Origin of the sequence: Paraburkholderia sediminicola (assembly GCF_046027825.1) — a bacterium.
Lineage (GTDB): Bacteria > Pseudomonadota > Gammaproteobacteria > Burkholderiales > Burkholderiaceae > Paraburkholderia > Paraburkholderia sediminicola_D.
In genome coordinates this window covers 14,088-38,622 of record NZ_JAQQDU010000009.1, presented here as the reverse complement: position 1 = coordinate 38,622, position 24,535 = coordinate 14,088, and the positions used below count along the sequence as shown (strand labels likewise).

At 62.6% G+C, this 24,535-nt stretch carries 11 protein-coding genes; 6 read left to right on the top strand and 5 right to left on the bottom strand.

Annotated elements, in window-relative coordinates:
* The first annotated feature begins 178 nt into the window (after window positions 1–178).
* Complete coding sequence (locus PQQ96_RS06970) at window positions 179–1,174, top strand: aldo/keto reductase (protein WP_408290298.1); 996 nt, start codon at window positions 179–181, stop codon at window positions 1,172–1,174.
* 23 nt (window positions 1,175–1,197) lie between these two features.
* On the opposite strand, the gene PQQ96_RS06965 is transcribed toward PQQ96_RS06970, so the two are convergent.
* From PQQ96_RS06965 to PQQ96_RS06945, 5 genes are all read right to left on the bottom strand, one after another.
* A complete protein-coding gene (locus PQQ96_RS06965) occupies window positions 1,198–9,804 on the bottom strand; it encodes a GH36-type glycosyl hydrolase domain-containing protein (RefSeq protein ID WP_408290297.1) in 8,607 nt (2,868 codons plus the stop codon).
* 742 nt (window positions 9,805–10,546) lie between these two features.
* Window positions 10,547–11,347 (bottom strand): ROK family protein, encoded by an 801-nt coding sequence (locus PQQ96_RS06960; protein WP_408290296.1) that lies wholly within the window; start codon window positions 11,345–11,347, stop codon window positions 10,547–10,549.
* Between the two features lie 35 nt (window positions 11,348–11,382).
* Complete coding sequence (gene zwf / locus PQQ96_RS06955) at window positions 11,383–12,984, bottom strand: glucose-6-phosphate dehydrogenase (RefSeq protein ID WP_408290294.1); 1,602 nt, start codon at window positions 12,982–12,984, stop codon at window positions 11,383–11,385.
* Window positions 12,985–13,141: 157 nt separating this feature from the next.
* The gene (locus tag PQQ96_RS06950) at window positions 13,142–15,937 is read right to left on the bottom strand and encodes an MGH1-like glycoside hydrolase domain-containing protein (protein ID WP_408290292.1); all 2,796 of its coding nucleotides are present in this window, start codon (window positions 15,935–15,937) and stop codon (window positions 13,142–13,144) included.
* 51 nt (window positions 15,938–15,988) lie between these two features.
* Window positions 15,989–18,232 carry an amylo-alpha-1,6-glucosidase gene (locus tag PQQ96_RS06945; RefSeq protein WP_408290291.1) on the bottom strand — a complete coding sequence of 748 codons (2,244 nt, stop codon included), beginning with the start codon at window positions 18,230–18,232 and terminating at the stop codon, window positions 15,989–15,991.
* A 210-nt stretch (window positions 18,233–18,442) separates the two neighbouring features.
* On the opposite strand from PQQ96_RS06945, the gene PQQ96_RS06940 reads away from it, so the two are divergent.
* The 5 genes from PQQ96_RS06940 to PQQ96_RS06920 all read left to right on the top strand — a co-directional run bounded on the left by PQQ96_RS06940 (window position 18,443) and on the right by PQQ96_RS06920 (window position 23,967).
* On the top strand, window positions 18,443–18,751 hold the full coding sequence (locus PQQ96_RS06940; protein ID WP_408290290.1) for a hypothetical protein: 309 nt from the start codon (window positions 18,443–18,445) through the stop codon (window positions 18,749–18,751).
* Between the two features lie 60 nt (window positions 18,752–18,811).
* Window positions 18,812–20,965 (top strand): phosphocholine-specific phospholipase C, encoded by a 2,154-nt coding sequence (locus PQQ96_RS06935; protein ID WP_408290288.1) that lies wholly within the window; start codon window positions 18,812–18,814, stop codon window positions 20,963–20,965.
* Between the two features lie 414 nt (window positions 20,966–21,379).
* Window positions 21,380–21,820, top strand: coding sequence for a hypothetical protein (locus tag PQQ96_RS06930; protein ID WP_408290287.1), 441 nt, complete (start codon window positions 21,380–21,382; stop codon window positions 21,818–21,820).
* 31 nt (window positions 21,821–21,851) lie between these two features.
* Entirely contained in the window at window positions 21,852–22,118 is a 267-nt protein-coding gene (locus PQQ96_RS06925) for a cupin domain-containing protein (protein WP_408290285.1), read from the top strand.
* A 571-nt stretch (window positions 22,119–22,689) separates the two neighbouring features.
* Complete coding sequence (locus PQQ96_RS06920; RefSeq protein WP_408290283.1) at window positions 22,690–23,967, top strand: DUF6531 domain-containing protein; 1,278 nt, start codon at window positions 22,690–22,692, stop codon at window positions 23,965–23,967.
* Window positions 23,968–24,535: the final 568 nt, after the last annotated feature.

Below are 24,535 nucleotides of genomic sequence, written 5' to 3'. Positions count from 1 at the left end.
TCGGCGATGAAAGCACGTGGCATTCACGCGAATCAGTCGAGCGGCACGGAAAGCTTTCTAAACACTAACGATTCATCACGCTTGCGTGTGCCGACGGCCGAACGCGAAATCGCCACACCGTTTATCCTTTTTACAACAACGCCTACTGCAGCTGTTCCGTCCATCTTCGGAGTTGACCATGCAATACCGCAAATTCGGCCGCACCGGCCTGACCGTTTCGCGCCTGTGTCTCGGGACGATGACCTTTGGCCTGCAGACTGAAGAGGATGTTTCACGGCGGATTCTCGACACGGCCGCGGACGCCGGCGTGAACTTCATCGATACCGCCAACGTTTATCCGCTCGGCGGCGGCGACAACATTGCCGGGCGCACGGAGGAGATCGTCGGACGGTGGCTGAAGGGCAAACGCGATCGCTTCATTCTGGCAACGAAGGCGGTCGGCAAGATGGGGCCGTCGGCGTGGGATCAAGGCGCGTCGCGCAAACATCTGCTTGACGCGATCGACGCATCGCTGCAGCGGCTCGGCACGGACTACGTGGACTTGTACCAGCTCCATTCCGACGACGCAAACACGCCGCTCGATGAGACGCTCGAAGCGCTCGACGTAATCGTCCGATCCGGGAAGGCGCGGTATATCGGCGTGTCGAATTTCCTGGCGTATCGGTTGGCACGGGCGCTGGGGCGCGCTGATGTATTGCGCGTGGCGCGATTTGTATCGGTACAACCCCGCTATAACCTGTTGTTCCGGCAGATCGAACGGGAGTTGTTGCCTTTGGCGGCCGAAGAGCAGTTAGCCGTGATGCCCTATAACCCACTGGCGGGTGGCTTGCTGACGGGTAAGCATCGGGTAGATGCTGCGCCCACGTCCGGACGATTCACCGAAACCGTCGGAAAGGCAGGGGCCATGTATCAGGAGCGGTACTGGCATCAGCGCGAGTTCGACACGATCGAGAAACTGAAGGCGATCGCCACGCCAACGGGCGAGTCTTTGACTCGGGTGTCGCTGGCGTGGGTGTTGGCTAATCCGCTGATTACGTCGGCGATTATTGGCGCCAGTCGCGCTGAGCAGTTGAGCGATACGCTGGCGGCTTCGGAGCTTGTGCTCGATGCACAGGTTAAGGCGCAGCTTGATGAGGTGAGCCAGGAATATCGATGGGGTGATGCGGCCAGGTAGCGGGATGCTCCTGGCGCAGTCGCTTAAGCACCTTGCTCGCAGCGGCGTTCGGGGTCGACATCCTCATTCACGCCCCGGCCAAGCGAAATGACGAGGCTATGCGACCCCGCATCCAACGGCACACGCACGCGCCCATCCTCGCAATCAATACGCGTGCCGTTGAGCATGGCCTGCGTCGAACGATGCTCGCCCAAGGAGTCGACGCGGATTTCAACCCGCGTCGAATGCACATTGACGGTCGCCTCAAACCCTGGCCACGCGTCCGGAATACACGGATCAATCGCGAGGACATCTCCCTCCCGGCACATTCCGAGAATGCCTTCGACACCCGCCCTGTACATCCATCCAGCGGACCCCGTGTACCAGGTCCAGCCACCGCGTCCGGTATGGGGCGCCACTGAATAGACATCGGCGGCAATCACATAAGGCTCGACCTTGTAGCGCTCGACTTCCATCGGCGTGCGCGCATGATTGACCGGATTGAGCAGCGAAAACAGCTCGGCAGCCTTGTCGCCCTCACCCAGTTTCGCGAACGCGAGGATCGCCCACATCGCCGCGTGGCTATACTGTCCGCCGTTTTCACGCAGTCCCGGCGGATACCCCTTGATGTAGCCGGGATCGTGAGCCGTTTTATCGAAGGGCGGCGTGAACAGCAAAGCGAGACCGTCGCCACGACGGATCAGGTGCTTGTCCAGCGACGCCAACGCCAGCGCGGCGCGCGCCGGATCAGCCGCGCCCGACAGCACGGCCCATGATTGCGCGATCGAATCAATCTGACACTCATCGCTGTCCTTCGAGCCAAGCCACGTGCCGTCGTCGAAAGTCGCGCGGCGATACCACTCGCCATCCCACGCCTCGCGCTCCAGTGCCTCGCCTACCGACGCTGCATGAGCGCGCCAGCGTGCAGCGCGCTGACTGTCGCGCGGTTCGGCCAGCGGGGCGAACAACGCGATGGTCCGCAGCAGCAGCCAGCCGAGCCAGACGCTTTCACCCTTGCCGTCCGCACCGACGCGGTTCATGCCGTCGTTCCAGTCGCCCGTGCCGATCAGCGGCAAGCCATGCTCGCCGGTCAGTTCGATGCATTGGTCCAGGCCGCGCGCGCAATGTTCGAACAGTGACGCCGATTGATCCGCGATCATCGGCTGGAAGAACGCATCATGTTCGCCGGGACGTAGCAGGGGACCGCTGAGGAACGGCACGATCTCGTCAAGAATCGCGACGTCGCCCGCGCAGCCGATATACGTCGCGGTCGCGAAGGCGAGCCACACGCGATCGTCGGAAATCCGCGTGCGCACGCCTTGCCCCGACTGCGGCAACCACCAATGCTGAAAATCGCCTTCGACGAATTGTCGCGACGCAGCGCGCAGCAAGTGCTGCCGCGTCTCGTCGGGCTGCGCATGTGTCAGCGCCATGCCGTCCTGCAACTGATCGCGAAACCCGTACGCGCCGCTCGCCTGATAGAACGCCGAGCGCGCCCAGACACGGCAGGCGAGCGTCTGATAGAGGAGCCAGCCGTTCAGCATCAGGTCCATCGCGCGGTCGGGCGTCTTCACCTGGACCGCGCCGAGCACGGTCTGCCAGTGGTTCGTCACCTCGGCGAGCACGGCGTCAAGATCGGCCTTGCGATAGCGCTCGATCAACGCGCGCACCTCGTCGACAGACGCGCATTGCCCGACGAACGACACCACCTCGACGATCTCGTCCACACCCAGTTCGATGACGTCCTGCAACGCCGCGCACGGATCGAGGCCCGCGCCGGTCGTGCCGGACAGCGGCGCGTTGCCGGTGAGCGCGGCGGGCGCGGCCGTGCCGCCGCTGCGGCCGAGGAATTCGGTGCGATCTGCCGTCCATGCCGTCTGCCGGCCGCCGAGGTCGGCGAACGCGACGCGCCCCGCGAACCCGACGCTCCATGGATTGCGCGCCAGCATCGCGCCGGTGACCAGGTCAATTTCCGTCGTGATGAACGGCCCCGACGCGCCGCGCGAGGTGCCGAGCACCCACTCCATCCACGCCGTCACGGACAGACGGCGCGGCACACCGGACAGATTGCGCAACGTCAGCCGGGAAATCTTCAGCGGATCAGTGAGCGGCACGTATTGCAGCAAGTCGAGTGCGATGCCATTCGCCTCGTGTTCGAAGCGGCTGTAGCCGAATCCGTGACGTGCGACGTAAGTCCCGTCGTCGCGGATCGGCTGTGCGGTAGCGCCCCACAAGTCACCGGTCATTTCGTCGCGCACGTAGAGGGCTTCGCCGGCCGGGTCTTCGACCGGATCGTTCGACCACGGCGTGAGCTGATTCTCGCGGCTGTTTTCGGCCCACGTGTAGCCGCTGCCTTGCGCCGCAACCTGAAAGCCGAAACGAGGATTGGCGATCACGTTGATCCACGGTGCGGGCGTGGTGGCGCCCGCCGTGAGAACCGTCACGTATTCCCGGCCGTTCTTGTCGAAGCCGCCGAGACCGTTGAAAAACTCGAGCCTCGACGGAACGGAGGAAAGTACGCGCGGCGGATGAGGCACAGCGGGCCACGGCGACGACATCGGCAGCTTCGGCCGGCGCAGCGCCGACGGCTGACGCGGCGACTGCGGCAAGCGCGCGAGTTGGTCGGCGATTGAGCCGCGGCGCGCGATCAGCGCGACGCGCGCAACCGATTTCAGCAACGCCCGCGCCTCCACGCTCATCAGATCGGCGCGCAGCGTATAGACCGTCCCTTGCGCGAGTTCTTCACCGAACCGTGGCCGCGACTGGCTGCTGCGCACGGCCGTTTCGATCGCCCCCTGCAATTCCTGGATGTACGACGAAGCCCGTTCGTTGACGATCACGAGATCGACGCCCAGCCGTTTCATCCGCCAGTACTCGTGGGCCCTCAACAGTTGCCGCACCTGCGCGATATCTTCGACGTCGTCGATATGCAGCAGTACGATCGGCAGGTCGCCGGAGATCGCATGCGGCCACAGCCCGGACTGCACGCCGGCCCCGCGAATGATCGCGTCCGACGGCGCCCTGAAACGCTGATCGGCATAGATGATCGGCGCGGCGAGGCGTTGAAAATCCGCCGCCTCTTCGGCCGCGACGTCGAGATGGCGCAACTGCACCTGAGCCTGCGTCCACGCGAGCGTTTTGGCGCGGTCGAACGCGTTGCGGTCATGGTGCTGGTCGATCAGATCGAGCAACAGTGCGCGCGACGCAGCTACCACCGTCCAGAACGTGACGCGCGCGACCTTGCCCGGCGGCACCAGCACGCGATACCGGAGCGCGAAGACCGGATCGAGCACGGTGCCGGTGGTGTTGGTCAGCGGCTGATCGTCGACAATCGCCGCCGCCGTTCCCACATTGCGCCCTCGTCCCAGAAAGCGCAGGCGATCTGATTCGTATTGCGGATCGGCCACGATCTCGCCTTCGACCACCGCGAAATGCGCGGCCCACACCTGCTTCTCGTCGTTCGAACGCGGGCGGCGCGTGGCCACCAGCGCGCCGAATTCGGCGAGGTGTTCGGTCTGGACAAACATGCGCGAGAAGGCCGGATGCGCGTCGTCGGCGGCGCCCGTCGTGAGGACGATTTCGGCGTACGACGTCAGCTCGATCTCGCGCGCCCGGCGTCCGCTATTCGCCAGCGACACGCGGCGCACTTCGCCGTCCGCCTCGCCTGAAACCAGCACGTCCATGGTGGTCGTCAGCGAGCCGTCGCGCCGGATAAACTCCGCGTGATCCTCGCCGAACACGACCTCTTCGTACTCGGCTTCGCTGCCTACCGGCTGCGCGCCTGCCGACCACACGTGGCCGCTCTGCGTATCGCGCAGGAAGATGAACGAGCCCCAGTTGTCGCGGGTCGCGTCTTCGCGCCAACGCGTCACGGCCGTATCGCGCCAGCGGCTGTAGCCGGCGCCAGTCGCCGTGAGCATCACCGCGTAACGCCCATTCGACAACAGGTGCGTGACCGGCGCGCCGCCAACGTCTGCCGGCGCCGCGATGCGCCGTACAGTCGGCGGCACGGCCCCAGCTTCAACGGCGGACGTACTCACTTCTTCTGCACGCGGATGCGCAACGGCGACGTTACGCGGCATGCGTTCCTGCAACAGCAGTTCGCTCGCCTGGATCATGGGTTCGCGATGGAAGCGCGCGCGCATCTGCGCGTCGAGTAACGTATTCGCAATCGAAACAATCGTCATGCCCTGGTGATGCGCCATGAAATTGCGGACAATCGCAACGTCCTCGTTATCAGGCAGCCGCGAACGGGTGAAATCGAGTGCTTCGTAGAAACCGTAGCGGCCCAGTGCGCCCAGCGCGGCGAGTTGTGCGTAGTTCTCTCGCGCGGCTTGCGGGTCGACCATCGCGGCTAGCCCCGTCGCATACGGTGCGATCACGCGGTTCTCTGAAAGCCCGCGCTTGAGACCGAGACCGGGCACGCCGAAATTCGAATACTGGTAGGTGAATTCGATGTCACGAGCGTTGTACGCCGATTCCGAAATGCCCCACGGAATGCCAAGCGAGCGTCCATACGCGGCCTGCCGCTCCACCACCAGACGGCTCGTCTGTTCGAGCAGGCTGCCGACCGGCGCGCGCATCACCAGCGACGGCATCAGGTATTCGAACATCGACCCCGACCACGAGATCAGCGCCGAGCCGTTACCAACCGGCGTCGCGGCACGGCCAAGGCGGAACCAGTGGCGCGTCGTCACGTCACCCTTCGCGATCGCGAACAGGCTCGCAAGGCGCGCTTCAGACGCCAGCAAGTCGTAGCAGTTCACGTCGAGGCTATTGTCGGATTGCGAATAGCCGATCGACAGCAGCTTGCGTTCCGGATCGAGCAGAAACGCGAAGTCCATGTCGAGCGCCATCGCGCGCGACGTATCGGCGAGCGACTTCAGGCGCGCTTGCAGAAGATGCGGCGCTTGGGCCAGGTGTTGCCGGTCGCGGGCATGTTCAACGACGCTTTTGCTCAAGGCCTCGATCCAGAACATCAGATCGGCAGAACTGTCGTCGCCGCCGGCGGGCACGATTTCACGCGTCACCTTCGCCGCCTTTTCCGTCAGCCGCGTAAGCGACGGTGATAGCGCTTCGAGCGTCTGTGGGCCCTGCAACTGCGTGCTGATTTCTTCAAGGATCCCGACCAGTTGCTTGCCACGTTCACCCCCTGCGGCGGACAACGCGTCGACGGCTTCGCGCGCGAGTTGCAGGTTGTCCATCATGCCGGACCGCGCTGCGGGCGCGAGCAACGCATACGGCCACTCTTCGCACGCGTTGGCGAGGACGATCAGATGACCGGCGAGATTGCCGCTATCGACCGACGAAACATATGCCGGCGCCAGCACCTGGAGATCGAGCGTCCCGTACCAGTTATAGAAATGCCCCTTGAAACGTGTGAGCTTGTGCATCGAAGCGAACACCGCTTCGAGCCGTTCAACGGTTTCCGTCGTCCCCGCCCAGCCAAAATCGCGCGAGGCAATCGCCGACAGCAGATAGAGCCCGAGGTTGGTCGGCGAGGTGCGGTGCGCGACGACCGGCTTCGGATCTTCCTGGAAGTTGTCGGGCGGCAGCATGTTTTCTGCCGGTGTAACGAAGGTCTCGAAGAAACGCCACGTGCGTCGCGCGATGAGACGAAGGCTGCCTGCGTCCGTGTCCGCCATCGCGAAACGCCCGGCAACGCTCGGCGAACGGCTCGACCACAACGCGAGCGCCGGCGCGGCCAGCCATAGCAACGCAAACGGCAGCACGAGCGGCCAGTGCGACGGTGCGTACGCAAGCGCACCAGCCGGCAGCACGAGGCCGAGAGCGACACCGCCTCTCATCTGCCGATAAAAGCCGCGCAGATCGAGGCGAGGGCTGCCCTTCGACTGCGCCGCCGTCGTCCATTCGAGCAGCCGGCGATGCGTCACGAACAGCCGTATCAGCGTCCGGACGATCGCATCGCCCATGCGCCACGCCTGGTCAGCGAGAAACGCGGTCGACAGAAAAATTTGCAAGGCGGCGAGCCGCACGTCAGCGGCCAGCACGTCCAGATGATTGCGCAGATGGATGCCACTGCGGCGCGGCAGGATCGCGAACAGCGTCGGCAGGAATGCGGGAATCGCGAGCGCGCCTAGCATCAGCAACACGCCCGCCATACCGGCGCGGATCGGCATCAGCCAGCATAGGCCGAGCGCGGCGATCATGAAGGGGGCGAGCAGCGAACGGCGCAAATTGTCGAGCATCTTGAAGCGGCCAATCGACGGCATCGCGTGGCGGTCCCGGCCACGATGGCCGACGATCCACGGTAGCAACTGCCAGTCGCCACGCGTCCAGCGATGCTGCCGCTTGCCGATCACGTCGTAACGCGACGGCACTTCCTCGACCACTTCGACATCCGACGCCAGCCCGGCGCGCGCAAAAATCCCTTCGAACAGATCGTGACTGAGCAGCGCGTTTTCCGGTACGCGTCCCTGTAAAGCCGCTTCAAACGCATCGACGTCGTAGATGCCCTTGCCGGTATACGACCCTTCGCCGAACAGGTCCTGATAGACGTCGGACACGGCCGCCGCATACGGGTCCATCCCGCCAGGGCCGGAGAAGACGCGCTGATGCAGCGATCCTTCCTGGCCGACGGGCAGCGAAGGCGTGACGCGCGGCTGCAGAATCGCGTAACCGTTGACGACGCGTTGTTCGGCATCGCTGAAGGTCGGCCGGTTCAGGGGATGCGCCATCTTGCCGATCAGCCGCAACGCAGCGTCTCGTGGCAAACGCGTATCGGCATCGAGCGTGATGACGTAACGCACGTCGGGCGGCACCTGCGGCGCGCATCCCGCGATCGGCACGAAAGTCGTATCCGTCGCGCCGCGCAGCAGGCGGTTGAGCTCATGCAGCTTGCCGCGTTTGCGTTCCCAGCCCATCCATGTGTTCTCGCTCGCGTTAAACACGCGGCGGCGGTGGAGCAGCAGGAAACGGTTGCCGCCGGGGCCCGGCTCGTAACGTCGGTTCAGTGCTTCGATGGCGTCAGCGGCCACGGCGAGCAGATGCGCATCGCCGGCCAGCACCTCCTGATCCGCATCGGGCCCGTCCGCCAGCAGCGCGAAAGACAGGTCGCCGCCGGCGCCCGCGAGGTGGTGTACCTCAAGACGTTCGACCTGCTCACGCAGATCGGCTTCGCTCGTCAGGAGCGTCGGCACGGCAACCAGCGTGCGCAGCGACGACGGCACGCCAGCAGTCAGTTCGAGCCCCGGCAACGTGACCGCGCCGAAACTCCATGTCACCGCACGGTTGATGAGCGCGGTCGCGATCTCAGTGATGGGCAGGAATGCGCATACGACAAACAGCACGAATACCCCGGCGTCGAGACCGCGCGGCGCCAGTGTCGACAGCGCCCACAGCCCCAGCGCCAGTAACGTCGCGGCGAGCGTCAGGATCGTGCCGACGTAGCCGCCGATGCCGAGGCGGACGTTGAACCGCGTGATCCTCAAACGCGGCGGCGGACGGAATTCGATCGCCTGCTCCAGCGCGAGCCGGCCTTCGGCGATCAGGTGATAGCCGGGGTCGCCCGCGCGCTCTGCGTGCGCGGCATCGCCGGCTTCCAGCACCGCCGCCTGCGCCGATTGCAGCGCCAGACCGGCGACTTCGAGTTCGCTGAAGGACGAGCCGCGCGCCAATTGCTCGATCGCGCTGCGATACAGATTGCGCGTCGAAAAATCCATCTCGGCGAAGCCGCTGCCCGCACGCAACTGGGCGTCGACGAGACTCACGCTCTCGAACAGGTCTGCCCAGTCGATGTCGGAAATCAGCCGCATGCTGGTGATCACATTGCGCACGGTGACGTTCGACGCACCCTGCCGCTGCTGCGCATGCTGCACGACCGCATCGACCGACGCGCCCTGCAGCTTGAGCCGCTCTTCCAACCAGCCAAGTGCAGGCGTGGTGCGTGGATCCTGGTCGCGCAACCGTTTAGCGAGTTGTGCCGCGAACAGCTCCGACAACAGGCCTGACGAGCGCGTCGAAATATCCGCTTCAAGCGCCGAGCGAGCGCTACCCGATACGAGCAGACGGTCGGTGAGTGCATCGGCGTCCGCGCGTGCACTACGGCCCGCGGTGATCTGGTCGGTAAGACGTCGCAGGTTCTCGATCAGCACGATGCGCAGCGTGATCGCCACCGCCCACAATTCGCCGATCGTCAGCGGCTGAACCCGCTGATACGCGTCGATGAAACGCCGCAGGATCTGCGGGTCGAAGTGACTGTCGGTATGCGCCACGAACGCCCACGCGAGACCAAACACGCGCGGATAGCCGGCGAACGGGCCGGCGGCAAGCTTGGGCAACTGACGGTAGTAGCCAGGCGGCAGATCGTCGCGGATCTCGCGGATCTGTTCTTCGACGAGGTGATAATTGTCGAGCAGCCATTCGGCCGCGGGCACCACGCCCCGGCCGCTCTCCAGTTCCGCGGCGCTCGCACGATAGGCCGCGAGCAGGACGGCGGCGTTGTCGTTGAGCCGCGTATGCAGAGATAGAACGGCGGGCGGCGTCTTCGTCACCGATTGCGCGGCGGCGAGGCTCTGCGCGTGTTGCTCGAGCCGTTCGACGCCGAACAGCTCTTCGCGCACCGGCGCGATGTCACTCCACGGCGGCGACAGCGAGCGATGCTTCACGACAAATCGAAGGATCGCGTTCACAGGTGCACGTCCTGCGACATCGGTGACGTCGGCGGGTTGCCGTGGCAGGCGATGTTCGCGCCGCGTAGTGCCAGCGCAATCGTTGCGTCGCCGTACAGTTCATCGAGCTGGGACATGATCGGTTCTTCCTTCAAGGAGGCCAGACCACGCGTGTCACGCGTGTGCGGCCCCCCGGGCTGTGACGGGATCCTCGGGTGCGGGCGAACGCGCGCAGTCCCGTCAGGACGAAAAAAGACGTGCGCGGCATGTGCCGGGCGCGGTGAGGAATGAGTGTGGGCGGAGCCGCACCAAAGCGCCGCAATAGGCGCCGACCGCTGAGGGTCGACTATCGGCGGACGCAAACTATGTCGGACGAACGTCGCCTGGACCGGTGCGGGTTATCCGGTCTGCGCGGCGCTTGCGCGACCGGTCCGGTCGTGAATGATGAATGGGGGGCGGGGCGCTTTCGCACTACTGTCGCGCCGCTTTCGCGTGGCGCAGTGCCAGACAGCGTGCCTGGCAGGGTGAATCATGTTCCCCTCGATTCGCCGGCCGCGAAAGCGACCGCCGTGTCGCGCATCTTGGACCCATTTAAGGATACTGTCGCGATCTATTTTTGAGGGGCCATGGGCGTGCCTTTCCGGGTGAGGCCCGTTCCATACATGGCGTATTAAGCCAGTCTGCTACGGTGAGCGTCCCGGGACGAACGATGTTTCGGCGATGACGACCCTGACAAGCGACAAGTCCATCAGCACATTGGGTATCACTTGAACCGGCCGGTCCGCTCATTAGCCTCCGGCAACTGCCGCGTCTCACGCAGCGACCTCGGATGCCACAAGCGCGCGCCGCCTTCAATCCCTGCATCGTTCGATACTGTCGCGACGTTCGCGGGCAGCTTGAACGTCAGCCGTGCCGCGTTGCCACCGCCAATCCACAGCTTGTCGTAGTTCACCAGCGAATCGAGAATCCCGATTACTTTCTGCACCCGGCGATTCCAGCGCTTATTTCCCGCCTTCTCACGTGCCGCGTCGCCGATGTACTCGTCGTACGCCACACCCTTCTTACTCACCGGATGATGCGCGAGCTCGAGGTGAGGCATCAACTCGCCATCGCGGAACAGCGCCGTGCCCGCGCCCGTGCCGAGCGTCAGCACAAACTCGAGACCATGGCCTTCGATCGCGGCAAAACCCTGCATCTCGGCGTCGTTGATCATGCGCACCGGTAGACCACCGAGGCGCTGCGCCAACGAGTCCGCCAGCGGAATATCGTGCCAGCCTTCAACGCCAAAGTGCGGCGCCGTCAGAATGCGGTTGTTGCGCACCACGCCAGGGAAGCCGATCGACATCAGCGTGGGTGGCTCTTCTTTGACGAGCGGCTCGACCAGCTTCGCCAACGCATCCACGAGTTGATCCGGCGTGCACGGATGCGGCGTCGCCACGCGCAAACGCTCGGTTTTCATCTGTCCGTCCGCATCGATGATCGCGGCTTTCAAGCCCGTGCCGCCGACGTCGATCGCCAGAATCCGCTCGGTACTGCTTTTTACTTTCGTTTTACGTGTGGCCACGGTGTCCCCCGATGGTGTTGGTGCGTCTCATGGAGTTACTTCTTTTCAACCGCATCCTGCTTCAAAGGCCGCCATGCACGGCCATCGCGTGCGAGCAGCGCATCCGCCTCCGCGGGGCCTTCGCTGCCTGCGGCGTAGCCGTGCACCGGCATCGCGCCGCCGGTCTTCGGATGCAGCACGTCGTCTACCGCGGCCCAGCATGTCTCAATGCTGTCGGCACGCTGGAACAGCGTCTCGTCGCCAAGCATGCAGTCGTACAGCAAGGTCTCGTAGCCGACGTTGGCATGTTCCGCAAAGAAGTCTGAATAGTCGAAAGAGGATTGCACCGCGCCCACCTGCATCACCGGCCCCGGCGTCTTCACATTGAAGTCGAAACTCGTGCCGTGCGCGGGATCGATACGCAGGGTGAGCACGTTCGGCGTTAGCGCGTCGACCGGCGTGTCGCGGAACAGACGGAACGGTACCGGCTTCAGTTGCACGGAAATCTCCGTGCGGCGCGCGGCAAGCCGCTTTCCGGTGCGTAGATAGAACGGCACGCCCGCCCAACGCCAGTTCTCGACGTACACGCGTGCGGCGGCGTAGGTTTCCGTCGTGCTGCCCGGCGCGACGTCCGGTTCCTCACGGTAGCCCACGCCCGCCGGACCCTTTTCGTATTGACCGAAGACGACATCATCAGCAGTCAGCGGCTGGATCGCGTCGGAAATTTCAGCCTTCTTGTCGCGCACGGCTTCGGCATCGAACGAATTGGGCGGCTCCATTGCGACCATGCCGAGCAACTGGAACAGATGGTTCGGCAGCATGTCGCGGAACGCGCCGGTCTGCTCGTAAAACTTGCCGCGCCCCTCCACGCCGATCGTTTCGGCGGCGGTAATCTGCACGCTATCGATATATTCGCGCCGCCAGATCGGTTCGAACAAGGCGTTCGCAAAGCGCACCGCGAGAATGCTCTGCACGGTGTCCTTACCGAGAAAGTGATCGATGCGATACACCTGCGATTCGTTCGCGTACGACAGGATGTGCGCGTTCAGATCGCGCGCCGAAGCGAGATCGGTACCGAACGGTTTCTCGATCACGATGCGACGGAATCCGCCCGCGTCGCCCTCGCCTTCTTTCAGCAACCCCGCTTTGCCCAGATGCTCGACGATCGGTTTGAAAAAGCGCGCACTGACCGCCAGGTAAAAAATCACGTTGCCGCCCGGCGATTGATCGAGCTTTTGCTTGAGCTTCGTGAACGTGTCGTCGGTTTCGAACTCGCCGGCCATGAATTCGAGCCGTTGCGCGACCCAGTCCCATGCTTTGTCGTCGAGCTTGCCGGCATGGAAAGTGCTGGCTTTGTCGGCCGCGAACTGCTGCAGCGACTTGTGCAAGTCTTCGCGCCATTCGCTCGTCTCGCGCTCGCCGTGATTCACGCCGATGATCTTCATGCCATCGTCGAGCAGGCCGTCCACCGCTAGGTTGTACAGCGCGGGCATCAAGAGCCGCTTGGTCAGGTCGCCGCCCGCGCCGAAGATCACCAGCGTGCAAGGCGGTGCGGGCCGCTTGCCGGCCGGCGACGACGGCGCCTCATGCGGACCCGCGCTGACTTTGCAACTGCGTTCGGGACTGGCGGAAGTTGGGGTGTTCGGAGTAGTCGACATGGGATTCACTTAAGGAAGCCAATGGAACGGACGTGGCGGTATATGAAAGACCACGCTTGAACCCACACAGTTCAAAAACAACGACTCAACCTGCCCACCCCGCGCGCTGTATGGCTTATGTAACCTCGCGCGCGGCCGGGTTGTCGCTCGCCACTCGTTACTTGGTCACGGCCGTTGCCAGCGCAGGCGCAGACTCGGGTGGGCATGCCGGGGCAGGCGCCGAAGTCGACGTTGGCATCGGCGCCCGGTCCGGCTCGCCCGCTAGCGGCACATTACCGGATGCGGCCATCGCCCTCGGTTGCAGGAGCAACGCCACCAAACCGGTCCAGCCGGTTTGATGCGACGCGCCCACGCCACGCCCGTTGTCGCCATGGAAATACTCATGGAACAGAACGAGATCGCGCGACCGCGGGTCAGCCTGCAAGAGTGGATACGTGCCCATTACCGGACGCTCGCCGTTCTTGTCTTTGAGAAACAGCGTGGTCGCCCGGCGCGCCAGTTCGTCGCCAATTTCGCCAAGCGAGAACTTCTGCCCGGAACCGGTCGGATACTCGACGCGGAAATCGTCGCCGTAATAGCGATGAAATTCGTATAGCGATTCAATCAGCAGATAGTTCATCGGCATCCACACCGGCCCACGCCAGTTCGAATTGCCGCCGAACACCCGTGTGTCGGATTCGGCCGGCAGATACTTCACGGTGACGCTGGTGCCGTTGTGGTTGAACTCGAACGGATGGTCGCGGTGGAATCGCGACAGCGCCCGCACGCCGTGATCGGAAAGAAATTCGCTTTCGTCGAGCGCACGGCGCAGCAGCGCTTTCATCCGATGCCCGCGCAACAGCGAGAGCAGCAACGCATTGCCCTTGCCGGGCTCGTTCCAGCGTGAGACCAGCTTCGCCAGATCGGGACGATGTTCGAGGAACCAGACGAGCCGCTCGCGCAGACCCGGCAAATGTCCATGCAAACGTTCTTCGAGCACGTGCACCGCGAAAAGCGGAATCAGGCCGACGATCGAGCGCAGGCGCATCGGAATATTGCTGCCGTCGGGCAGGCGCAGTTTGTCGTAGAAGAACTCGTCTTCGCTGTCCCACAGACCGGTATCGCAACCGTCGTCGCAACTCACCGCCTCGGCGATATACAGAAAGTGCTCGAAAAACTTCACGCCGATATCGACGAACACGTGGTTCGCATACGCCAGTTCGAGCGCGATACGCATCAGGTCGAGCGCGTACGCCGCCATCCACGCGGTGCCGTCAGCCTGATCGATGTGACCGCCGGTCGGCAGCGGCGAGGAGCGATCGAAGATACCGACGTTGTCCAGCCCGAGAAAGCCGCCCTGAAAAACGTTGCGGCCGTCCGCATCCTTGCGGTTCACCCACCAAGTGAAATTCAGCAGAAGCTTGTGAAATACCAGTTCCAGAAAATCGCGATCCGCCTTGCCCGTCAGCGCGCGGTCGATTTCATAGACGCGCCACGCGGCCCAGGCATGCACCGGCGGATTCGCATCGCCTAGCGCCCACTCGTAGGCGGGCAGTTGGCCGTTCGGATGCTGATAGCGGTCCTTCACCAGCAGCAGCAATTGACGCTTGGCAAACTCGGGATCGATCAGCGCGAACGCGGCCGCATGAAACGCCAGGTCCCACGACGCGTACCACGGGTATTCCCACTTGTCGGGCATCGACACGATGTCCGCGTTGCACAGATGCCGCCATTCCGCATTGCGGCCACGTTTGCGCGACTCGGGCGGCTTGGGTTGCAGTGGATCGCCTTCGAGCCAGCGCTGCACGTCGTACTGGTAGTACTGCTTGGACCACAACATCCCGGCGAGCGCCTGACGCTGCACGAGGCGTGCGTCGGGATCGTCGATCTCGTGTTGCAGCGCGCCATAGAACTCATCGGCCTCCGCGATGCGGTGCGCGAACACTGCATCGGCATCGAGTTGCGCGTCATCGGGCGCCGACTGCGGACGCCAGCGCATGTACACCACGGCGCGGCCATGCGGGCCGAGTTCAATCGACGCGTGCGCGCCTGCCTTGGTGCCGGCGTCACGGCGTACCGCCTGTTCGTCGCCGTGGACCAGGTAATCATTGAAGCCGTCCTTGAACGGGCCGGTCGCCTCCATGTTGAACAGGCGCTTGACGTTGGTGTCGTTCTCGCAGAACAGCCACGTCATTTCCGGCGCGTCTTTCGACCACGCTGTCACGACGATCGGCTCATGACCATGCTGCTTGCCGACCACCCGGGCTTCACCGTCGTGGTCCTTGCCTGCAACGAGCGACGGCTTGTCCTTGTTCTCCTTCCACGACCACGAATTGCGCGCCCAGATCTGCGGCAGCACATCGAGCGACGCCGCCTCGTCCGCGCGATTCTCGATTGTCACGCGCATCAGGATATCGTCGGGCCCATGTTTCGCGTATTCGACCTGCACGTCGAAGTAACGCAAATCGTCGAACACGCCGGTGTCGAGGATCTCGTATTCCGGCATGTCGCCGCCACGTCGCGCGTTTTCCTGCACCAGGTCGTCGTACGGAAAGGCGGCCTGCGGGTACTTGTAGAGCATCCGCATATACGAATGCGTCGGCGTGCCATCGACGTAGAAGTACAACTCCTTCACGTCCTCGCCGTGATTGCCCTGCTCGTTGGTGAGGCCGAACAGGCGTTCCTTCAGGATCGGATCTTTACGGTTCCACAGCGCCAGCGACACGCACCAGCTGAGTTTGTCGTCGCCAAACCCGGCAATGCCGTCTTCGCCCCAGCGGTAGGCGCGGCTGCGCGCGTGGTCGTGCGGAAAGTGGTCCCAGGCGGTGCCGTCCGGGCTGTAGTCCTCGCGTACCGTGCCCCACTGACGCTCACTGAGATACGGCCCCCAGCGCTGCCAATGGGCACAATCCGCGGAGTGCAGGCGGGAACCTTCGATTGTGTCGAGCAGATTGGCAGCGCGCAGCGGTGGCATGACTACGTCCTTGCGTCGGGCCTGGCGGTGGGACTCACATCGTAGCGCGGTTTACGAGGCGATGGGCTCCAACCGGGCAAGCAGGTTTTCGATGCGCAGCAACTCTCCCAGCGACCACGCCTGAAACGGCGTGCCGGCGGGCGTGTGCGGTGCGTCGCCGTCGGCGATTTCGCACAGATGGTCGAGGCCGGCGTGATCGAGATGCGCGTACAGCGGGTCGAGAAAGCGTGCTTTCACTTGTGCTCGGGCGTCCGGCTCGGCGCCGTGAACCCGCAGCCATGCTTCGACGAACGGGCCTAACAGCCATGGCCAGACCGTCCCTTGATGATAGGCGCCATCGCGCGCTAGCGGAGGACCGCCGTAGTGCCCGCGGTAGGCAGGATCGGACGGCGCGAGCGTTCTGAGGCCAAGCGGCGTAAGCAACTGGGCTTCGACCTGGTCGACGACCGCGCGCGCCGCTGCGCCTTCGAGTAACGGAAACGGCAGGCCGCCTACCGCAAAGATCTGGTTCGGGCGGATTGAGCGATCGACCGCGCCGTTCACAAAATCCACGTCGACGTTGTCGACAAGCGCTTGTGTCGACGGATCGGTAAAGCGTTCGTGAAACGCTTGCAACGCTCGCGCCGCGGGCTGCTGCCACTGCGGATTCCACGTTGCTGCAATGCGCAATGCGTTGATCCAGAGCGCCTGCACTTCCACAGGTTTGCCGATGCGTGGCGTGACGACCCAGTCGCCGACCTTTGCATCCATCCACGTGAGTTGTACGCCGGGGACGCCGGCGCTCAGGAGGCCGTCGTCGGGGGATGCCTTGATGTTGAAGCGCGTGCCGTTCGTGTAGCCCGTGAGGATGGTTTCGACGGCCTGCTGCAGGCGCGTTCGGGCGTCGGCGTTGGCGTGGTTCGTCGCCAGATAGTCATGGACGGCGATGACGAACCATAGCGAGGCGTCGACGGAGTTGTATTCCGGCGTGTCGCCATAGTCGGGGAAACGATTCGGCAGCATGCCTTCGGACAACGTACCCGACCATTCGAGCAGGATCGCTTCGGCCTCGGCGAGGCGGCCCGCTGAGATCAACAAGCCGCGCATGGCGATGAACGTGTCGCGGCCCCAATCGGTGAACCATGGAAAGCCGGCGAGGATCGTGCGGCCTTCGTTACGCGCTACGACGTAGGCATCGGCGGAACGCTGCAGACGCGAGCCGAGTGCACTGCGCCGCTGCTGTTCGATGCGCGCTAGTTGGGCTGCGTGGGCGGCGGCCGGTTTGGTGCTTGCCGATGCCGTTGGGTAGGCAACGCCTGTCTTCGCGTCTGCCGGTGCCGTTGGGTAGGCGGCGCCCGTCTTCGCGTCTGCCGATGCCGTTGGGTTAGCGGCGGCTGTCTTTGCGTCTGCCGATGCCGTTGGGTTAGCGGCGGCTGTCTTTGCGCCTGCCGGGTCCGTTGCAACGGCGGCGTTGCCGGCCGTCTCCGCTGCATAGGCGAGGATCGATTTCGTGCCTGCCAGCCCTGCCGCCAACGCGGAGGACGCTGCCGACACTGAGGACCCCGAGGATGCGATCGACGCACTGAGGATCATCACCGCTTCGCCATCTCCGAGATTGAAGCTGAACACGCCGGGCGTGGCGAGGTCTTCGCTGAAATCGAGGCCGCGCTCGCGCTCGCGTAAATAGCAGAAGTTCCGGTACCAATCAGGTGCGTGCGTGTAGACGCCATTGGTCACCGCATTGATGACCGGCAAGTCGCCGTAGGGTTGCCAACTCACGCATGCCTGATCGCTGCTTGTCTGCGCGTTGAAATTGAACGCGGGGTTTTCGTGGTGCAGTGCATGGTAATCGCGGCCGGAAAGCAAGGGCCTGACTTTCAACTTGAACGCACCCATGCCGGAGGCTGCTTCTGATGGACCATCCAGCCGCCAACGCAAAACCGTTTCGCGCGTCGCCTTGCTCACGAACACTTCCGCGATCAGCGCGATGTGTGCATCGAGTTGCAAACGCCATCTCGGCCACGGCTCGGTGTCGAATTCGAAGAGACTCGCAGTCAGATCGGGGTAGATCACGTCCGGCATATACCGTTGCATGCTCAATGGATAACGCTGCCCGTTCGCTTCGATCCAGGCTTCCACACCGTTGACGAGTACGACGCGCCCACCAGGCGGGCGTGTGGCGGTGAGCAGCAGCGCCTGATAGCGGCGCGTGCGCAGCGTGCCGACGGTTCCGGACGCGAAGCCGCCGAAGCCATCTGCTTCGAGCCATTCGTCTTCGAGACGCGTGATGTCGAAAGGTCTTTCGATACGTGTCATGGACTGACCAAAGTATGCAAAGCGCAAATCGTTCGGTGTGCCAGGGCTTCAGCCGTGTGGCGCTAACGTGACTATTCTCCTGCCTACGGCTTTCCACCACCTTTCGAATAACTGACGATCGACAAGAGTTTCATCCACTCGCAAACGTTTCACAATTATTTCTCGAAAGGATTGGAGACTGCATCCGCCATCACGAAGCTGGATGCAGACATGAAAAGAAACACACGCCTTGCTACCACCGTCTTTGTTGCGCTCGCAACTTTCGCGTTGAGCGGCTGTGGCGCGGACGACTCCGCGCCAGCGCCGTCATCGCCGAGCGTTGCCAGCAACGATGCCGCGCAAAGCCCAGCCTTCAATTCAGCAACCGGCATGCCCAACGCATCGGCACCCCTTGCAGCCGACCGTGCCGCTGCGTCCGACGCGATCACACAGAACATGCAAGCCAGTCTCGCCGCTGACAGCCAGCAAGTCGCGCCCGTGATGCATTACGCACCGGGCGATAACACCAACAGCAACTGACCTGATTCCACCGGCGCGCGAGGCGCGCTATTCTTCCCCACCCGCAGAAGGTGATATTCGATGACATCAAATAGCCGTCGCCGTTTCCTGCAGACCGTGGCTTCATCCGCCGGCGCTGCTGCCGCGCTGACCGCGCTGCCCGAGTCCATTCGCAATGCGCTCGCCGTGCCCGCGTTTTCGCGCACCGGCACGATCCGCGATGTCGAGCACATCGTCGTGTTCATGCAGGAGAACCGTTCGTTCGACCACTACTTCGGCCATCTGCGCGGCGTACGGGGCTACAACGACCGCTTCCCGATTCCGCTGCCGGGCGGCCAGCAACCCGTGTGGTACCAGCCGTCGAAGGAAAACGCGGCGCAACCGGTACTGCCGTTCCATCTGAACACGCAGACGACCAGCGCGCAATGCATCGGCGATCTCGACCACTCGTGGTACCCGACGCACTACGCGATCAACAACGGCGCGTACAACCAGTGGCCCCAGTACAAGACCGACATGACGATGGGCTACTACTTGCGTAGCGACATCCCGTTCCACTACGCACTGGCCGACGCCTTCACGGTTTGCGACGCTTACTTCTGTTCGCTGGCGGGACCGACGCACCCGAACCGTTCGTATCTGATGACGGGCATGGTCGATCCGACCGGCACGATGGGGGGCCCGCTGCTCGACAACAACGATTACGTCGACGGCGACGGACCGCCGAGTTATCAATTGCTCTCGTGGACCACGTACCCGGAACGTCTGCAAGCCGCGGGCATCACGTGGCAGGTCTACCAGCAAGGTCTCACCGGCGCGGACCCGTTGAACGGCAACTACGGCACCAATGTGCTGCAGAACTTCGCGAACTACATCAACGCGCAGCCGGGTTCACCGTTGTACGAGCGCGCGCAGACGGTGCGCACGATCGCGGACCTGAAGAACGACGTGCTCGCGGGTAATCTGCCGCAGGTGTCGTGGCTGTGCCCGCCGGCTGCGTACTCCGAGCACCCGAGCTATACGCCCGCCTACGGCGCGGAATACACGTCGCAGATTCTCGATGCGCTGACGTCGAATCCCGAAGTGTGGAGCAAGACCGTGCTGTTCATCATGTACGACGAGAACGACGGCTTCTTCGATCACCTGGTGCCGCCGCAACCGGCGACGACGCCGGCACAAGGGCAGTCGACGGTCAGCGTGGATGGCGAAATCCACAACGTCGTGAACCCGCTGCGCGGCGGCAAGTACACCGCAGACGGCTTGCCGTACGGCCTCGGCCCGCGCGTGCCGATGACGATCGTGTCGCCGTGGAGCAAGGGTGGGTTTGTGTGCTCGCAGGTGTTCGATCACACCTCGGTGATTCGTTTCATCGAAACGCGCTTTGGCGTGGTTGAGCCGAATATCACGGCCTGGCGCCGTGCGGTGTGCGGCGATCTGACGACAGCGTTTGACTTCCGCACGCCGGACGCCACGGTGCCCCCGCTCCCGGATACGAGCAACTACCAGCAGATCGCCAACGAGTGCACGTCACAGCCGAAACCCACGGTGCCGGCCACGCCAGTCGCCTTCGATCCGCAGGAATCGGGCATCCGTTTTGCCCGCGCGTTGCCGTATGAGTTGCATGTGAATGGGCATGCGGATGTGAAGAAGAACACGTTCGAAATCGTGCTGGCTAACACCGGCCATCAAGGTGCGCATTTCTACGTGTACTCGACGAATCGCACGGATGGTCCGTGGCGTTATACGGTCGAGGCCGGCAAGTCGCTCAGCGAGACCTTCGATCTGATGACGACGAACGGTGTGTACACGTTCGAGGTGTTTGGGCCGAATGGCTTCGTGCGTAAGTTTGCGGGTAATACGCAGCAGGCGGCGCAGACGGCGGCGGTGGCATCGGGACTGCGGGGCAACGGCAAGCCGGCAGAGCCAGAGATCAAGGTGCAATACGATGTGGCGAACGGGAATGTGTTTATCAAGTTCAGCAACAAGGGCGGCGGGATTGCGCGCTTGACGGTGACCGACAATGCATATGGTGCGCGGACGCGTCCGGTGCTGGTGCCGGCAGGGGCGCATATCGAAGAGGCGTGGGTGCTGGCGTCGAGCCATCACTGGTATGACTTGACGGTGACGAGCAACGATGACGCGAGCTTCGCGCGTCGCGTGGCTGGGCACGTTGAGAATGGGCGACCGAGTATTAGCGATCCGGCGGCGGTGGCGCCGGTGTTGGTGGTGAGCTAAGGGCGGGTGAAGGTGGATGGGCTTCGGTTGAGCGGCCGCTTGGTTGGGGGCGCTTGACCGACGCTCAGCAGTGCGATGTCGTTGCGCTGAGGGAAGGTTTGAGACTGTCTTAGGCCGATTGGCCAAAGTTAGATAGTTAGCTTAGCAAAGTGAATTTTAAGAGAAGGGCGCACTTATAATTTGGCGGTCGTCAAAACAATGATGACCGGGTGTGAGAGCTCGAATGCCATTGCCTAATCAACCTGCCACGCAGGTCGTTTGCCTCTGCGCGTCCGTTCAACGGGCGGGCCGCGGCGAGGGAGCCGCAAGGCTCGCCGGTTTGGGCTGGCACCGGCCTGTCAACCTCGCTACGTGCCCGCCCACCCGTTTTCAGCGAGTGTCGGGCGATTTCGAGAATCAACCGGAAATCGCGCCATGAGCAAACCCGCTGAAGCTACTTACATGTACCCTCGCCTATCCGTAAAGCCCGCTGAGTACAAGCGTCTTGCGGCTGAGGCAGTGGAGGCAACCCGCATTTACGTCGAGCGGCTCTCGTCGCTGGCCATGCTCGCCAGGACGTTGCGCAAAGGTATTGCAATGAACCATTGCGACCGCCGCGATCAGATGATGCTAGCGGAGCTTTTGGAACGCACGGCTCATCAGTACGAAACCGAGGCGAACATCGAGCGGGGAAAGATGTTGGTTGTGATGGACGACGCGGAGGAAACGGAATCGAACGCTGCGCGCCGCAGGAAAGGGCTGGGCGAATCGGCAGCGCCGCGCGCGCGAGCCCGCAGGAAGGTCGACTCAGGCGTCACTGCATCGGCGCAAAACACGACTGCGCTCTGCACGAACCGGCGGCTGGGGTTACATTAAATGTCCCCCACTGCTTGACGATGGAGACGCCATGGACCGCGAAACATTTACTGAAAACCTGACGAAAGAAGGTTTCGCTGAGACTGTCGTCGTAACGCGCGAGGCGAACACCTCGATGGACGTTCACGAGCATCCGTTCGAAGCGAAGGCCCTGATTCTGGACGGCGAGTTGCACATCCGAGTGGGCGAGACGGAGCAGACGTATAAAGCCGGCGACGTCTTCCACTTGCCTGCGAACAAACCGCATTCAGAGCGTTATGGTTCGAATGGTGTGACGTATCTGGTAGGGCGGAAGTAGGCGCGTGGGCGCCCCGTGCGGATTGCCGCAGGAAGATCTACGACCCGATCGCAACCCTGCAGACCGATCTGGAAGCATAGATTGGCCAGTACAACAATGAGCGTGAACATCGAGGGCGATAGTGCTATGACAAAACGCCTATGCATACCACCCGCGATTCACTCGAGTCCGCCAGCGAGAGGCTGATTCACCACCAGATCGCCTTTCTTACCTCTCCTCTCCGACTACCTGTCAGGTCCGGTTCTGACAAATACAAGTAAGGCTCACCGTTTCGTGCATCAAAGGAAACCCGCCGTCGAGCGGGTGTTTTTTTGCGACCGCACTACGTGCCTTCGCCCGCGCCCGCCTCCAGTTCGCGCGGATCGATGATGCCCCTAGCGCATCGAGTTCGACCGTTGCGCCCGCAAGGCTTCGGAATCTGCTCATTGATCGCATTACCTATGTCAGCACATGGATAGCATGACCTGCCTCAACGCAATCGGATTTTTCGGAATTGTCGCATTTCAAAATATTTCCATCTCCTTAAGAGTTGTTACGCCGCCCTTGGCTGGCAGAAACTTAAAGGAGAAACATGAAAGCGTGGAAACTCCGTAGCGGGTTAGCAGGCACACTTGCCCGCCTGATTGTTGCGTCTGGCTTGCTGATGTCCGTTGCCTATACCAATGCGGCGACAGAAGATCAATGCATGCGCCTATTTTTAAAGTCCTCTGGGGTTCCAGGCACCCCGGACTGCGCGGCGCAGGTCGCGGGCACTATGCCGCCATCCGACGGACCAGACGATATCTACAACCCAATAAATTACTACAACTGCGGACACTATATATCGGACTACTGTGCTGGTGCGACAGGAGGTTCTCCGACAGACGATACCTGTCCGGTAAACGATCCTGTATTCGCCACTAGCGGTATTGTCACGACAGCGGAGAATGACTTTGTGAGCGGCGATGAGATTCCCGTCGCGTTCACACGCACTTACCGCTCTGTACCGTATCCATTAAACACGAATGCTGTCGGAGCAAACTGGGTTCACAACTGGCAGCGAAAACTGGGAATCGTTGGTATTGGAGACAGCGCCGAAAAGGTCAATGCGTACCGCGAAAACGGCGAACCAATAACATTTACCCTGGCGAACGGCACATGGCGAACCGCGACCTTTAGCGGCTTGACACTTGCCCGAAATGGCGCGGGCTGGTCGCTTACTGATCTTGTCACCGAGATGGTGGAAACCTATTCCGCACAAGGCGTTTTTCTATCAGAAAAAACCAAGACCGGGTTCGTCAGGACGTTGACTTACGATGGATTGGGGCGGCTTTCTACGATCACCCAACACGGCCCCGGAACCCAAGCTGCCTACGACCTGGTCCTGCGACTCGAATATGACCAGAGTGGCCACCTCGCACGACTGACAGATCCTGCGGGTGGTATCACACAATATAAGTACGGTCTGTGGGGCAATCTAATTTCCGTCACCTGGCCTGATGGGAACGCGCGCCAGTATGTCTATGCTGATCCCTACTCGGAACGCGCGCTGACTGGAATCATTGACGAAACCGGCTCGCGCACCGCAACGTGGACATACGACGCACAGGGCAGAGCGACTGCTGTTAGCCATCCCGACACAACCAGGAACGTGCAGTTTGCCTATGGATCGGGGGCAACCACTGTCACGGATAGCAATGGCGCAAGGACACTTTCTTTTTCGACCGTAGCTGGCACGGTTCGCCCAACCGGTAGCACCGGTTCAATGTCGAGCGGATTGACGTGGGAGGCGGCGGGCAGTCTCTTCTGGCAACTTCTACACCAGCACGCAATGCTGTCTACACATGCGACGGCTCCGGTCGCCCCGTGAAAGCAACAGTGAGGACATCCTCTGGCGTCTCGGTTACTTCGGTGCAGTATGCCGACGCAACGAGTCTTCGTCCGTCGTCCGTCGCCATGCCGGGAAAGTTGACGTCATTCGCCTATGACGCCAATGGCAATGTCACAGGATATAGCGAGCGCATCACGACCAGTTCAACCGGTTGATCGAGGCGATCACTTACGTAAACAATGTCAAGGTTGCCGACTGGTTCTACTTCTACGACGAAACCGGCAATCTCAACACCGCGCAAAACATCGTCTCAAAGTGGCTCTTTGGCAATCAGGATCGCGATGCGGCCCACCGCGTTACCTGGCAAACTGGCAACTATCGCGGGGCCCGTATCGCATACGACCTCAGAGGGCGGGTTACCCGGTTCACATACGATGAGCAACCGATAGCTCAAATCGGCCGGGTTCGTCGTCTACTGACCGTAGATTATGGTTACTCACCCGATGGTCGCGTGGTGTCCCGAAACGGTACGATCGCAACCAGCGGCGGGGCTGCTGTAGCAATCAGTAGCGACGATACCGACAAATGGTTAGATAACTACCAGGCT